The sequence below is a fragment of the Pseudomonas sp. LBUM1640 genome (assembly GCF_059716225.1).
Genome location: NZ_CP166816.1, coordinates 5152375 through 5167114, shown reverse-complemented (window position 1 = coordinate 5167114; position 14740 = coordinate 5152375). Strand labels below are relative to the sequence as shown.

The window sequence follows — 14740 nt, the reverse complement described above, 5'->3', positions numbered from 1 at the left end:
ATGCATACCGTGACGCTCTGCGTCACACGAGCGGACGCAGAGCGTCCATGCCGGCATTCCCACGCAGAGCGTGGGAACGATCAAGCCAACTCGGTTTCCACCGCTTTCGCAGCCGTCAACTGCCGCATCTGCTCACACCCCCACAACACCCGCTCCGGCGTCGCCGGCGCATCGATTTTCGGCTGATGGCGATACTCAGCCAAACTCGCCACCGCATCCTTGATCGCACACCACGAAGCAATCCCAAGCATGAACGGTGGCTCACCCACGGCCTTGGAATGGAACACCGTGTCTTCCGGGTTCTTGCGGTTCTCCACCAGCTTCACGCGCAAATCCAGCGGCATGTCGGCCACCGCCGGGATCTTGTAGCTGGCCGGGCCGTTGGTCATCAGCTTGCCCTTGTTGTTCCACACCAGCTCTTCCATGGTCAGCCAACCCATGCCCTGGATAAAACCGCCTTCGACCTGGCCGATGTCGATGGCCGGGTTCAGCGACGCGCCCACATCGTGAAGGATGTCGGTGCGCAGCATCTTGTATTCGCCGGTCAGGGTGTCGACGATCACCTCGCAGCAGGCCGCGCCGAACGCAAAGTAATAGAACGGCCGACCGCGCGCCTGGCTGCGGTCGTAGAAGATTTTAGGAGTCTTGTAAAAACCGGTGCTCGACAGCGACACCTGGGCGAAATACGCCTGCTGGATCAGGCTTTCAAAGGTCAGGATCTGGTCGCGCACGCGCACATGGCCGTTGTGGAATTCCACATCCGCTTCACTCACGTCGTACTTGCGCGCGGCAAATTCCACCAGGCGCTGCTTGATGGTTTCGGCGGCGTTCTGCGCGGCTTTACCGTTCAAGTCGGCACCGCTGGAAGCCGCGGTCGGTGAAGTGTTGGGCACTTTATCGGTGTTGGTGGCAGTGATCTGTACGCGGTCGATTTCCACCTGGAACACTTCGGCCACCACCTGCGCGACCTTGGTGTTCAAGCCCTGGCCCATCTCGGTGCCGCCGTGGTTCAAGTGGATGCTGCCGTCGGTGTAGATGTGGATCAAGGCGCCGGCCTGGTTGAGGAAGCTGGCGGTAAACGAGATGCCGAATTTCACCGGTGTCAGTGCCAGGCCTTTTTTCAGGATCGGGCTGTGCGCGTTATACAGGCGAATGGCTTCACGGCGCTCGGCGTATTGGCTGCTGGCCTCAAGCTCGGCGGTCATTTCCTCGAGCATGTTGTGCTCGACGGTCTGGTAATAGTGCGTGACGTTGCGCTCGGTCTTGCCGTAGTAGTTGGCCTTGCGCACGGCCAATGGGTCCAGCGCCAAATGGCGGGCGATGGCGTCCATGACCTCCTCGATGGCGACCATGCCTTGCGGGCCGCCAAAGCCACGATAGGCGGTGTTGGACGCGGTGTTGGTCTTGCAACGATGGCCGTTGACCGTGGCGTCACCGAGGTAATACGAGTTGTCGGCGTGGAACATCGCGCGGTCGACAATCGAGTTGGACAGGTCGGGCGAGCAGCCGCAGTTACCCGCCAGTTCCAGGTTGATCCCGTGCAGGCGGCCGCTGTCGTCGAAGCCCACGTCGTATTCGATGTAGAAGGGGTGGCGCTTGCCAGTCATCAGCATGTCTTCGACGCGCGGCAGGCGCATCTTGGTCGGCTGGCCGGTGAGGCGTGCGACGACTGCACACAAGCACGCCGGGCTGGCGGCCTGGGTTTCCTTGCCGCCAAAACCGCCGCCCATGCGGCGCATGTCGACGACGATTTTGTTCATCGACACGTCGAGCACTTCGGCCACCAGCTTCTGCACTTCGGTGGGGTTTTGTGTGGAGCAGTAGACGATCATGCCGCCGTCTTCGGTGGGCATCACCGAGGAGATCTGGGTTTCCAGGTAGAAGTGTTCCTGGCCGCCGATGTGCAGCGTGCCCTGAATGCGGTTTTTTGCCGTCGCCAGCGCACCGACTGAATCACCGCGTTGGTGGGTGTGGCTGTCCAGCACAAAGTGCTTGTTACGGAAGGCCTCGACCACGTCCAGCACCGGCTCCAGGTCTTCGTATTCGATCACCGCGGCCATGGCGGCTTTGCGTGCGGTTTCCAGGTCGCGGGCGGCGACAGCCAGCACCACTTGGCCGACAAACTGCACGGTGTCGATGGCCAGCAACGGATCACCAGGCATCAGTGGGCCGATGTCTTTCAGGCCCGGCACGTCTTCGTGGGTGATAGCGATGCGCACGCCGTCAAAGGCGTAGCAGGGCGCGGTATCGATGCTGATGATGCGGGCGTGGGCGCGGTCGGACATGCGCGCATACAGGTGCAGCTGGTTGGGGAATTCCAAACGGTCATCGATGTACTGCGCCTCGCCGCTGACGTGCTTGGCGGCGCTGTCATGCTTGACGCTGCGCCCGACTCCGGAGGTCAAGTCCTGGGCAAACAGCTCGGCGAGCTCGGCTTGGGTTTTAACGACGGCGTGATGGTTAGACATAAGCGGTCACCCGAGTCTCGATGTGCGGCGTTTGCAGTTCGATGAAGTATTTGCGCAGCAGGTTCTGTGCGCTGAGCAAGCGGTATTCCTTGCTGGCGCGGAAGTCCGACAGCGGGGTGAAGTCCTCGGCCAGGGCGGCGCAGGCTTTCTCCACGGTGGCGGCGTTCCAGGTGGCGCCGACCAGCACGGCTTCGCAGCTTTTCGCGCGTTTTGGGGTGGCGGCCATGCCGCCGAAGGCCACGCGTGCTTCGCTGATCACGCCGTTGTCGATCTTCAGGTTGAAGGCCGCGCACACAGCGGAAATGTCATCGTCCAGGCGCTTGGACACCTTGTAGGCGCGGAACAGTTCGTGGCCCTTGGGCACGATGATTTTTTCGATGAACTCGCTGTCCTGGCGCGCAGTAACGCGGTAGTCGATGAAGTAGTCTTCCAGCGCCAAGGTGCGACGGGTGTTGCCTTTGCACAGCACGATCTGTGCGCCCAAGGCGATCAGCAGCGGCGGTGAATCACCAATCGGCGAGGCGTTACCGATGTTGCCGCCCAGCGTGCCCTGGTTGCGGATTTGCAGGGAGGCGAAGCGGTGCAGCAAGTCGCCGAAGTCCGGGTATTCGAGGTGCAGCGCGCTGTAGCAGTCGGACAGCACCGTAGCGGCGCCGATTTCCAGGCGGTCGTCGAAGCTTTCGATGCGCTTCATTTCTTCAATGTTGCCGACGTAGATCATCACCGGCAGGGTGCGATGGAACTGGGTGACTTCCAGCGCCAGGTCGGTGCCGCCGGCCAGCAGCCGGGCTTGCGGGTAGGCGTCGTAAAGGTCGGCCAGGTCGGCGACGGTCAGCGGCACCAGGCAGCGCTTGTCGCCGCTGTTGAGTTCACCGGTTTGCGTCGGCGCGATGGCTTTAAGGCGCGCGATGGTCTCGGCTTGGCGGCTGTCGAACTGGTCCACCGGCTTGTTGCAGCAGGCCTGTTCGGCAGCGGCAAGGATCGGGCGGTAGCCGGTGCAGCGGCACAGGTTGCCGGCCAGGGCTTCATGGGCTTTTTGGCTGTCGGGGGCGTCGCTGTTCTTTTGCAGGGCGAACAACGACATCACAAAACCCGGTGTGCAAAAGCCGCATTGCGAGCCGTGGCACTCGACCATCGCCTGTTGCACGCTGTGCAGTTGGCCCTGGTGCTTGAGGTCTTCGACGCTGATCAGTTGTTTGCCGTGCAACGACGACACAAAGGTCAGGCACGAGTTGAGGCTGCGATAACGAATCTGTTCCACGCCTTGCGCGTCGCTGTGCAACTCGCCGACCACCACGGTGCACGCGCCACAGTCGCCGCTGGCGCAGCCTTCCTTGGTGCCGGATTTGCCCAGGTGCTCACGCAAATAGTTGAGCACGGTCAGGTTGGGGTCCAGGGCGTGCTCACTACGGAGTTCCTGGTTAAGTAAAAACTGGATCACGGAAGGCCTCGCAGACTCATTATTGTTGTTAACCGCTTTGCGCCGAATCTAGTCATGTCTGACTTTTCGGTCAACGATTTTCTGACCAGAAGGTCAAGAAATTGCGATCACACCACTTTCAATTATGGTTCAGTCTTCTGGAACCGGTGTTTTTGGCGGCTTCTGGCTTTTCAACGCTGCTTATTTCATGCCAAATTCGCCACGGTGGGCGTAGCGCCATCAGCGGGCCAATGCGCTACACTGCCGCGCTTGTACTGATAGAAGATTCTGAAGGGAAAACATGACGTTCAAGGCGCCGGACAGTCTCGCCGAGCAAATCGCTCACCACCTCGCCGAACGTATCATTCGCGGCGATCTCAAGCCTGGGGAGCGGATCCAGGAACAGAAAGTCACGCTGGCGCTTAACGTCAGCCGTGGTTCCGTGCGTGAAGCGTTATTGATCCTCGAACGCCGCCACCTGATCGCGATCCTGCCGCGCCGTGGCGCGCACGTCACCGAGCTTACTGCGCACAAGGTGCAGAGCCTGTGCACGTTGATGGGCGAGCTGTACATCCTGCTCGGTAACGCCGTTGCCGAAGGCTGGCAGACCCAGGCCGACATGGCGCCGTTCCTGCAGATCCAGCAGCGGCTGGTGGCCAGTTTTGAGCGCCAGGACATCCGCGCCTTCGTCGAAGAAAGCTTCAACGTGATGCGCGCTGCGTACCCGTTCGCCAACAACCCGTATTTGCAGGAAACCGTCGAGAACCTGCAGCCGGCGATGAACCGCGCCTATTACCTGGCGCTGGACCAACGCAAGGCGTCCATGAGCGAGTACCTGGCGCTGTTCGAGCAACTGCTCGCCGCCGTGCTGGCGCGTGACCTGACGCAAATCCGCCTGGTGCTCTCGGCCTATGGCCAGCGCAGTTGCTCGCTGGTCATCGCTGCATTGGCGGACGCCTAAACGTGCGGCTCAAGTGCATCAAACTGGCGGGGTTCAAATCCTTCGTCGACCCGACCACGGTGAACTTCCCCAGTAACATGGCGGCAGTGGTGGGGCCCAATGGCTGCGGCAAGTCGAACATCATCGACGCCGTACGCTGGGTGATGGGCGAGAGCTCGGCAAAAAACCTGCGCGGCGAGTCGATGACCGACGTCATCTTCAACGGCTCCACCAGCCGTAAACCCGTGAGCCAGGCCAGCATCGAACTGGTGTTCGACAACTCCGACGGCACCCTGGTCGGCGAATACGCGGCCTACGCGGAGATTTCCATTCGCCGCAAAGTAACGCGCGACAGCCAGAACAGCTACTTCCTCAACGGCACCAAGTGCCGGCGCCGGGACATTACCGATATCTTCCTCGGCACCGGCTTGGGCCCGCGCAGCTACTCGATCATCGAGCAAGGCATGATCTCCAAACTGATCGAAGCCAAGCCCGAAGACCTGCGTAACTTTATTGAAGAAGCGGCCGGCATCTCCAAGTACAAGGAGCGCCGCCGCGAGACTGAAAACCGTATCCGCCGTACTCACGAAAACCTCGCCCGCTTGACGGACTTGCGCGAAGAGCTGGAGCGCCAGTTGGAGCGCCTGCACCGCCAGGCCCAGGCGGCCGAGAAGTATCAGGAATACAAGGGCGAAGAACGCCAGCTCAAGGCGCAACTCTCGGCGTTGCGTTGGCAGGCGCTGAATGATCAGGTCGGCCAGCGCGAAGCGATTATCGGCACCCAGGAAATCAGCTTTGAAGCGCTGGTGGCCGAGCAGCGCAACGCCGACGCCAGCATTGAGCGCCTGCGCGACGGTCACCATGACCTGTCCGAGCGCTTCAACTTGGTGCAAGGGCGTTTCTACTCGGTGGGCGGCGATATCGCCCGCGTCGAGCAGAGCATCCAGCACGGCCAGCAGCGTCTGCGCCAGTTGCAGGACGACTTGAAGGAAGCCGAACGCGCGCGCCTCGAAACCGAATCGCACCTGGGCCACGACCGCACCTTGCTGCTGACCCTCGGCGAAGAGCTGGACATGCTCACCCCGGAGCAGGAAATCACCAGCGCCGCCGCCGAAGAAGCCGCCGCCGCCCTGGAAGAATCCGAAACCACCATGCACGGCTGGCAGGAGCAGTGGGACGCTTTCAACCTGCAATCCGCCGAGCCGCGCCGCCAGGCTGAGGTGCAGCAGTCGCGTATTCAACAGCTGGAAACCAGCATGGAACGCTTGGCCGAACGCCAGCGTCGTTTGCAGGAAGAACGCGTATTGCTCGCCGCCGATCCGGAAGACGCGGCGATCATGGAGCTGAGCGAGCAGCTCGCCGAAAGCGAGATGACCCTGGAAGAACTTGAGGCCAGCGAAGAACAGCAAGTGGAGCGCCTGGAGCAATTGCGTCAGCAGTTGCAACAGGCGACCCAGGCGCAGCAGCAGGCCCAGGGCGATTTGCAGCGGCTGAACGGGCGCTTGGCGTCCCTTGAAGCCTTGCAGCAAGCCGCCTTGGACCCCGGCACCGGCACTGCTGAGTGGCTGCGCGACCAGCACTTGGCCGAGCGCCCGCGCCTGGCTGAAGGGTTAAAAGTGCAAGCGGGTTGGGAGCTGGCGGTGGAAACCGTGTTGGGCGCCGACCTGCAGGCTGTATTGGTCGACGATTTTGGCGGCTTTGACCTGGCCGGCTTTGCCCAGGGCGATCTGCGTTTGCTCAGCCCGGCGGCCGATGGCACCCGCGTGCCGGGCAGTCTGCTCGACAAAGTTGAAGCGGCGATTGATCTGTCGCCTTGGCTGGGCCAAGTCAAACCGGTGGAGTCGCTGGAGCAGGCCCTGGCCCAACGCGGTCAGCTGGCGGCCGGTGAAAGCCTGATCAGCCGAGACGGCTACTGGGTGGGTCGGCACTTCCTGCGCGTGCGCCGCGCCAGCGAAGCGGAAAGCGGCGTGTTGGCTCGCGGCCAGGAGATCGTCAACCTGAGCGCCGAACGCGAAGAGCGCGAAGCCACCCTCGAAAGCCTGGAAGCCGAACTGCAAACCCTGCGCGCCACCCAGCGCCAGCAAGAAACCGGCCGCGAACACCTGCGCCGTTTGTTGCAGGACGAAGCGCGCCAGCAAGGCGAACTCAAAGCCCAATTGTCGGCGAGCAAGGCCAAGGCCGAGCAACTGACCCTACGCCGCACGCGTCTTGATGACGAAGTGGCAGAGATGGGCGAGCAGCGCGCGCTCGAGCACGAACAGGTCGGCGAAGCGCGCCTGCAATTGCAGGAAGCCCTCGACAGCATGGCGCTGGACACCGAGCAGCGCGAACTGCTGCTGGCCCAGCGCGACAGCCTGCGCGAACGCCTCGACCGCGTGCGCCAGGAAGCGCGCCAGCACAAAGACCACGCCCACCAACTGGCCGTGCGCCTCGGCTCGCTGCAAGCTCAGCACACTTCCACGCGCCAGGCCCTTGAGCGCCTGGAGATGCAGTCCGAACGCCTCACCGAAAAACGCGAGCAACTGAGCCTCAACCTGGAGGAGGGCGAAGCGCCGCTGGAAGAGTTGCGCTTGAAGTTGGAAGAGTTGCTCGACAAGCGCATGAGCGTCGACGAAGAACTCAAGACCGCGCAGATCGCCCTGGAAGACGCCGACCGCGAACTGCGCGACGCAGAAAAACGCCGGACCCAGGCCGAGCAGCAGTCCCAGCTGATTCGCGGCCAACTCGAACAGCAACGCATGGAATGGCAAGCCTTGACCGTGCGCCGTAAAACCCTGCAAGACCAGTTGCTGGAAGACGGCTACGACCTGCACGGCGTGCTCAACACGCTGACCGCCCAGGCCAACGAAAAAGACGCCGAAGAAGAACTTGAACGCATTGCTGCACGTATCCAACGGCTCGGCGCGATTAACCTTGCGGCCATCGACGAATACCAGCAGCAGTCCGAGCGCAAACGTTATCTGGACGCCCAGAACGCCGACTTGGTAGAAGCCCTGGACACCCTGGAAAACGTGATCCGCAAGATCGACAAGGAAACCCGTAACCGCTTCAAAGATACCTTTGATCAGATTAATGGCGGTTTACAGGCGTTATTCCCGAAAGTTTTCGGTGGAGGCAGCGCCTACTTGGAACTGACGGGCGAAGATCTACTCGATACAGGGGTAACGATCATGGCGCGGCCTCCGGGCAAGAAGAACAGCACCATCCATTTGTTGTCCGGTGGCGAGAAGGCACTGACGGCATTGGCGCTGGTATTTGCGATCTTCAAGTTGAACCCGGCGCCGTTTTGCATGCTCGACGAAGTTGACGCCCCGCTGGATGACGCTAACGTTGGACGCTACGCTCGGTTGGTTAAGGAGATGTCCCAGACCGTGCAGTTCATCTATATCACCCACAACAAGATCGCCATGGAAATGGCGGATCAGCTGATGGGTGTGACGATGCACGAACCGGGCTGTTCGCGATTGGTGGCGGTGGATGTCGAAGAAGCGATGGCGATGGTGGAATCCTGAACCGCGTCAGGAAAGAATTTTTTCAGCACGCTGTAGGCGGGTTTACCGGTCTGGCGAAAGTGGCAAATGGACATATTTGTTCAAGGCATTTTGACAGACGGTGTAAAGTTATCTTTGGTCGTGCTAGTTTAATGTCAATTTTTCGTATGCGTGGGCAAAACGTCAGTCAGAACATAGAGTTGGCGCCACGTTTTAAAGCGGTTTGCACGGTGCTAAACCCCTTATTTTTCAGCATTTTTTATTAGAGGCACGGGATTACATGGAAATCGGTCTGCGCGAGTGGCTGATCGTCATCGGCATTATTGTCATTGCCGGTATTCTTTTTGATGGCTGGCGCCGCATGCGCGGTGGCAAGGGCAAGCTTAAATTCCGTCTGGACCGCAACCTGTCCAACTTGCCCGACGACGACGGCAGCGCCGAGCTGCTGGGGCCGCCGCGTGTGCTGGACACGCATAAAGAGCCGCAACTGGACGAGCACGACTTGCCGTCGATGAGCGCGCCGGTGCGTGAAGCCCGTGAACCGTCTTCCAAGCGCGGCAAACGCGGCGGCGCTGCCGTTGCCGAACCGCATCAGGGCGACCTGAACCTCGACGTCGATGATGGCCCGAGCTTCAGCAGCCGCGATGACGACTTCCCTGACGAGACCCCAACCAAAAGCGCGCCACGCCAATCGGTAAACGATCAGCCGGCCGCCGAAGAGGTCTTGGTGATCAGCGTGATCTGCCGCGACGCTGCGGGCTTCAAAGGCCCGGCGCTGTTGCAGAACATCCTCGAAAGCGGCCTGCGCTTTGGCGAAATGGACATTTTCCACCGCCACGAAAGCATGGCGGGTAACGGCGAAGTGCTGTTCTCGATGGCCAACGCGGTCAAGCCAGGCACCTTTGATCTGGACGATATCGACCTGTTCAGTACCCCGGCGGTCAGCTTCTTCCTCGGCTTGCCAGGCCCGCGTCACCCCAAACAAGCGTTCGACGTGATGGTGGCCGCAGCCCGCAAACTGTCCCAGGAGCTCAACGGCGAGCTCAAGGACGACCAACGCAGCGTCCTGACCGCCCAGACCATCGAACACTACCGTCAGCGCATCGTCGAGTTCGAGCGTCGCGCCCTGACACAGAAACGCTGAGGATTGGTCTTCAGCGTTGTCAGTAGAATAAGCGCACTAACATATTGAGCAGCTTCGGCTGCTCTTTTGCTTTCTGAGAGAACACCCATGACCGCCGCCCACACCCGCATCCTCCAATTGCGCGCTGAACTGGATCAGCACAATTACCGTTACCACGTCCTCGACGAGCCGAGCATCCCGGACGCCGAGTACGACCGGCTGTTCCACGAGCTCAAGGCCCTGGAGGCCGAGCATCCGGAACTGGTGACGCGTGATTCACCGACGCAGCGGGTCGGCAGTGCGGCGTTGTCGGCGTTCACTCAGGTCAAGCACGACATTCCGATGCTCAGCCTGGGCAACGCCTTTGATGAAACCACCATGCTTGAGTTTGATCGCCGGGTCACCGAAGGGCTCGACCTGCCGGTGGGCGATCTGTTTGGCGGTGGCGCGGCCGTGGAATACAGCTGCGAGCCCAAGCTGGACGGCCTGGCGGTCAGCCTGCTGTATCAAGACGGCGAGCTGGTGCGCGGTGCTACCCGTGGCGACGGCACCACTGGCGAAGACATCAGCGTCAACGTGCGCACCGTGCGCAATATCCCGCTGAAGCTGCACGGCAGCGGCTGGCCGGCGACCCTGGAAGTGCGCGGCGAAGTGTTCATGTCCAAGGCCGGTTTCGAGCGGCTGAATGCCTCGCAGCTGGAAGTGGGTGGCAAGACCTTCGCCAACCCGCGTAACGCCGCGGCCGGCAGCTTGCGTCAGTTGGACTCGAAGATTACCGCCAGCCGCCCGCTGGAATTCTGCTGCTATGGCGTGACCACGGACATCAGCGACACCCATATCGGCAACCTGCAGCAACTCAAGGCGTGGGGCATGCCCATCAGCCATGAGCTGAAGCTGGCCAAGGGCATTCAGGATTGCCTGGAGTATTACCGCGATATCGGCGAGCGGCGTAACAGCCTGCCGTATGAAATCGACGGCGTGGTGTTCAAGGTCAACAGCATTGCCTCGCAGCGTGAACTGGGTTTCCGCGCCCGTGAGCCGCGCTGGGCCATCGCGCATAAATTCCCGGCCATGGAAGAGCTGACCGAACTGCTCGACGTGGAATTCCAGGTTGGCCGTACCGGTGCCGTCACGCCCGTGGCGCGCCTCAAACCGGTCAAGGTCGCGGGCGTCACCGTGTCCAACGCCACACTGCATAACATGGACGAAGTCGCGCGCCTGGGCTTGATGATCGGCGATACCGTGATCATCCGCCGCGCCGGTGATGTGATCCCACAAGTGGTGTCAGTGGTCACCGAGCGTCGCCCGGAACATGCTCGCGCCGTGCAAATTCCTGAAAGCTGCCCCGTGTGCGGTTCCCATGTGGAACGCACGCAGCTGGTCAAGCGCAGCAAGGGCAAGGAGACCGTCAGCGAAGGCGCGGTGTACCGTTGCGTTGGGCGCCTGGCCTGTGGCGCGCAGCTCAAGCAGGCGATTATTCACTTCGTCTCGCGCCGCGCCATGGATATCGACGGCCTGGGCGACAAGACCATCGAGCAATTGGTGGATGAAAAGCTCATCGGTTCGCCGGCCGACCTCTACAAGCTCAAGTACGAGCAGATCATCGACCTGGAAGGCTTTGCCGATATTTCCAGCAAGAAGCTGATCACTGCCATCGAAAACAGCAAGACGCCGACCCTGGCGCGCTTTATCTACGCGCTGGGCATTCCCGACGTGGGCGAGGAGACCGCCAAGGTGCTGGCGCGCTCGCTGGCGTCCCTGGAGCGCGTGCAGAAGGCCTTGCCGGAAGTGCTGACGTACTTGCCGGACGTCGGCCTGGAGGTGGCGCACGAGATTCACAGCTTCTTCGAAGACAGCCACAACCAGGACGTGATTGGCGCGCTGTTGTCGCCGGACGAATGCGCCCTGCAATTGCAGGATCAGGGCGACCTGAGCGCCGAGTTCGCTGCCAGCACCACGCTGGGCGGCTTGCTCGACAAGCTGCACGTGCCAAGCGTCGGCCCCGGCGCCGCGCAGAAACTGGCGGATAAATTCGGCTCGCTGGAAGGCGTGATCAAGGCCGACTGGCTGGATATGCGCCAGGCGCTGCCCGAGAAGCAGGCCAAGGCCGTGCGCGACTTCTTCGATAATACCGACAACGCCAATCACGCCCTGGCCATCGAGCTGCAGCTCAAGGACTTCGGCATGCACTGGCAGAGCGAGAAGAAGGTCGTCGAAGGCTTGCCAGAGGCGGGGCATACCTGGGTGCTCACCGGCTCCCTGGAGTTGATGAGCCGCGACGTGGCCAAGGACAAGCTCGAAAGCCTGGGCGCCAAGGTGGCGGGTTCGGTGTCGGCGAAAACCCACTGCGTGGTGGCCGGGCCGGGCGCCGGTTCGAAATTGGCCAAGGCCACCGAGCTGGGCCTCAAGGTCCTCGACGAAGAGGCATTTGTGGCTTTCCTGGCCACGCACAACATCACCGTCTGATTGATCGTTCCCACGCTCCGCGTGGGAACGATCTTTAGTGGTAAATGATCTAGTCTTGGTCACCCAGGGAGAGATCGCCATGTTCCGCTACTTCGAGCAACTCAGTTCGCGCATCGCCGCACCGTTCATGGCCGACACCACGCGCAACAGCAAGGTGTGGCAATGCCGTTGCGGCCAGCCGCTGTTCTTTCGCAACAGCCAGTGCCTGGCCTGCCAGGCGCTGCTGGGCTATCAGCCGCAACAGAGCCGATTATCGTCCCTGCAACCTGGCCCCGTCGCCGGCACCTGGCTGGCGGACGACAACCTCGCTGCCGGCGCCTTCCGTCGCTGCGCCAACCTCAATACTCCCGCGGCGTGCAACTGGCTGATTCCTGCCCACAGCACTGCACCGCTGTGCGTGGCCTGCAGCCTCAATCGCACGATTCCCGACCTGTCCGTAGCGGAAAACCCCGAACGCTGGCGCAAAGTAGAGACCGCCAAGCGTCGACTGGTGGCGCAACTGATCAGCCTGGGCTTGCAAGTGGTGCCTAAAAGTGTGGACGAAGACACTGGGCTCGCCTTCGATTTCGTCGGCATCGACCTGGAGGGCAACGCGCCCACCACCGGCCACGCCAATGGCTTGATCACCCTGGACATCAAGGAAGCCGACGACGCCCACCGCGAAAAAATCCGCGTACAGATGCGCGAGCCCTACCGTACGCTGCTTGGCCACTTTCGCCATGAAGTCGGCCATTACTATTGGGACCGGTTGATCGCCAACAGCCATTGGCTCGAACCCTTTCGCAACCTGTTTGGCGACGAGCGCGCCAGCTATGCCGACGCTCTCGACCAGCACTACCAGAACGGCCCGCGTCCCGACTGGCAACAGACCTGCGTCAGCGCCTACGCCACCATGCACCCCTGGGAAGATTGGGCTGAAACCTGGGCCCACTACCTGCACATGATGGATGCCGTCGACACCGCCCTGGGTTTTGGCATGAGCGCCCGTGAGATGGACCTGGACTATCAGCCGTTCCCGCTCTCGACACTCTACGACCCCGAACACCCTGGCGGTGCGGCGTTCCTGTCATTCGTCAACGCCTGGATTGAGCTGGCCGGCATGCTCAACGAACTGTCGCGCAGCATGGGCCAGCCGGATTTCTATCCCTTCGTGTTGCCGCCGGCGGTGATTGCCAAGCTGCATTTCATTCACTTGGTGATTCAGGAGGAGGGCGGCAGGGCTGATGAGGCTGTGATTCTGTAGCGGCACAAGTGCTTGAGTCGCTTCATATTTTAATCCGGCATCAACGGTTGTAACTTCCGATGAGATCGGTACAATGGCCCCGCTTGCCGAGAGGCCAGCGTCGTTATGGTGACCCCATCGGTCCCCCCGCAACGATTACCCGTGAACCTGGTCAGAGCCGGAAGGCAGCAGCCACAGCGGGAACATTGTGTGCCGGGGTGTGGCTGGTGGGGTTGCCTCCATAACGCTCTTCCTTGCAATACCCCATCCGTTTCACCTCAGAACATCACTCTCTGTTCATCTGCGCAGTTACCTCGCGCGGTGCAGACTTGTTCTCGTAAGTCTCAACAACTCCACTGGACAACCCCGCGTCGCCTGCTAGCGTTGTTCATGCGCATTTTTCAAAAATGACCGTGGTGCTGGAGTAGTGAAGAAGTGATGGCACTCACCTTTCTAACAAGGATGATTGCCATGACCAGCTTTCAAGAGTTACCCAGTGGTATCAGTGCCTCTGTCGGCACTCCAGGCAAGGCCCGTAATGTGCCTGCTGATGTTCAAAACATTCAACGTCTGTTCAATCTGATCGCGCCCAAATTTGCTTCACCCTTGATGGTGGATGGCAAGTGCGGCCCTCTGTTGGTTCAGCGCATCAGCGAGTATCAGTCGAATCGTCTGAATGTCGCCAAACCGGACGGGGTGATTGACCCGGCAGGCCGGACGTTCAACAGCTTGGTCGAGGACGCGCGCAAGGCCAATGCGGATGCCCAGCCCCATGACGCGATCGCTGCCAAGGTGAGTCAGAGCCCAGTGCGCGCACCGGCGCCGATCCCGGCTGAGCCAGACAAGCAGCAGTTGGTATTGAAGGCCACGTGCGACGGTGGCGTCACGTTGACCGACGCGGACTTTCAGAACGCCGCCACGCAGTTGGGCAATGTTATTTCAGTGAATATGATCAAGGCCTTCGCTATGGTTGAGTCCGGCGGGCGTTCCGGATTTGGGCCAGCCAACATGCCGATCATTGCCTATGAGAGGCACATCTTTCACAAGTACACCAAAAATAAATACGACAAGAGCTATCCCAATTTATCAGCCCCTTATACGGTCAAGGCCGACGCGCAATGGAGGGCCAATAACAAGGATCAGGCGACTGCGTGGCGGACCCTGGCCCATGCGTTTAGTTTGGACCAGCAGGCGGCGCTGATGTCGGCGTCCTACGGCATGTTTCAGATCATGGGTTTCAACTTTGCTGCTTGTGGTTACAAGAACGTCTTCGATTTTGTCGCGGCGATGAAGCTCAATGCTGGCCAGCAATTGAAGGCGTTCGTCGGGTTTTGCAGCAAGAACCCTGCCTTGTTCAAAGCCATGAAGAGTAAGAATTTTGCCGGCATGGCCTACAATTACAACGGCAGTGACTATGGCGACTACGACAGGCGAATCCAAAAAGCCTATGAGGCGCTGGAAAGGAAAAAGTAGCCATGCATGACGGCTGTTTCACAGCATTCAAAGCGCCCACTGGACAACCCAAAACCATATTGTTAGTTTCCGCCGGCCACCTGTTTCAATTTGTGACAAGTGCGCCGGCCTGATATTGAAGTGCTATCACTTCTTTA

8 protein-coding genes and 1 other RNA gene are annotated in these 14740 nt (G+C 60.7%); 7 read left to right on the top strand and 2 right to left on the bottom strand.

Annotation, left to right across the window (positions count from 1 at the left end; all coding sequences use genetic code 11):
- Positions 1-80: 80 nt before the first annotated feature.
- Together xdhB and xdhA are read right to left on the bottom strand one after the other, a co-directional pair.
- Complete coding sequence (xdhB, locus tag ACA065_RS22720; protein WP_497691605.1) at positions 81-2468, bottom strand: xanthine dehydrogenase molybdopterin binding subunit; 2388 nt, start codon at positions 2466-2468, stop codon at positions 81-83.
- The gene (gene xdhA / locus ACA065_RS22715) at positions 2461-3909 is read right to left on the bottom strand and encodes a xanthine dehydrogenase small subunit (protein WP_497691604.1); all 1449 of its coding nucleotides are present in this window, start codon (positions 3907-3909) and stop codon (positions 2461-2463) included. Before xdhA ends, xdhB begins: the two co-directional genes overlap by 8 nt.
- Positions 3910-4189: 280 nt before the next feature.
- Here xdhA and ACA065_RS22710 point away from each other — a divergent pair, with 280 nt between their 5' ends.
- From ACA065_RS22710 to ACA065_RS22680, 7 genes are all read left to right on the top strand, one after another.
- Positions 4190-4849: a GntR family transcriptional regulator gene (locus tag ACA065_RS22710; RefSeq protein WP_497691603.1), complete on the top strand. Its 660-nt coding sequence runs from the start codon at positions 4190-4192 to the stop codon at positions 4847-4849.
- 2 nt (positions 4850-4851) lie between these two features.
- Complete coding sequence (smc, locus tag ACA065_RS22705; RefSeq protein ID WP_497691602.1) at positions 4852-8340, top strand: chromosome segregation protein SMC; 3489 nt, start codon at positions 4852-4854, stop codon at positions 8338-8340.
- 259 nt (positions 8341-8599) lie between these two features.
- A complete protein-coding gene (gene zipA, locus ACA065_RS22700; RefSeq protein WP_497691601.1) occupies positions 8600-9463 on the top strand; it encodes a cell division protein ZipA in 864 nt (287 codons plus the stop codon).
- A gap of 87 nt (positions 9464-9550) precedes the next feature.
- Positions 9551-11908: an NAD-dependent DNA ligase LigA gene (gene ligA / locus ACA065_RS22695; RefSeq protein ID WP_497691600.1), complete on the top strand. Its 2358-nt coding sequence runs from the start codon at positions 9551-9553 to the stop codon at positions 11906-11908.
- A 79-nt stretch (positions 11909-11987) separates the two neighbouring features.
- Positions 11988-13151 carry a zinc-binding metallopeptidase family protein gene (locus ACA065_RS22690; RefSeq protein WP_497691599.1) on the top strand — a complete coding sequence of 388 codons (1164 nt, stop codon included), beginning with the start codon at positions 11988-11990 and terminating at the stop codon, positions 13149-13151.
- Positions 13152-13266: 115 nt separating this feature from the next.
- Positions 13267-13363: signal recognition particle sRNA small type (gene ffs, locus ACA065_RS22685), an RNA gene on the top strand.
- 238 nt (positions 13364-13601) lie between these two features.
- Complete coding sequence (locus ACA065_RS22680; RefSeq protein WP_497691598.1) at positions 13602-14603, top strand: N-acetylmuramidase family protein; 1002 nt, start codon at positions 13602-13604, stop codon at positions 14601-14603.
- The last annotated feature ends 137 nt before the right edge of the window (positions 14604-14740 follow it).

Bases quoted from the DNA above. Each gene is read 5' to 3' on its own strand.
- xdhB (WP_497691605.1), bottom strand. From the start codon at position 2,468: ATGTCTAACCATCACGCCGTCGTTAAAACCCAAGCCGAGCTCGCCGAG.
- ACA065_RS22710 (WP_497691603.1), top strand. From the start codon at position 4,190: ATGACGTTCAAGGCGCCGGACAGTCTCGCCGAGCAAATCGCTCACCAC.
- zipA (WP_497691601.1), top strand. From the start codon at position 8,600: ATGGAAATCGGTCTGCGCGAGTGGCTGATCGTCATCGGCATTATTGTC.
- ligA (WP_497691600.1), top strand. From the start codon at position 9,551: ATGACCGCCGCCCACACCCGCATCCTCCAATTGCGCGCTGAACTGGAT.
- ACA065_RS22690 (WP_497691599.1), top strand. From the start codon at position 11,988: ATGTTCCGCTACTTCGAGCAACTCAGTTCGCGCATCGCCGCACCGTTC.
- ACA065_RS22680 (WP_497691598.1), top strand. From the start codon at position 13,602: ATGACCAGCTTTCAAGAGTTACCCAGTGGTATCAGTGCCTCTGTCGGC.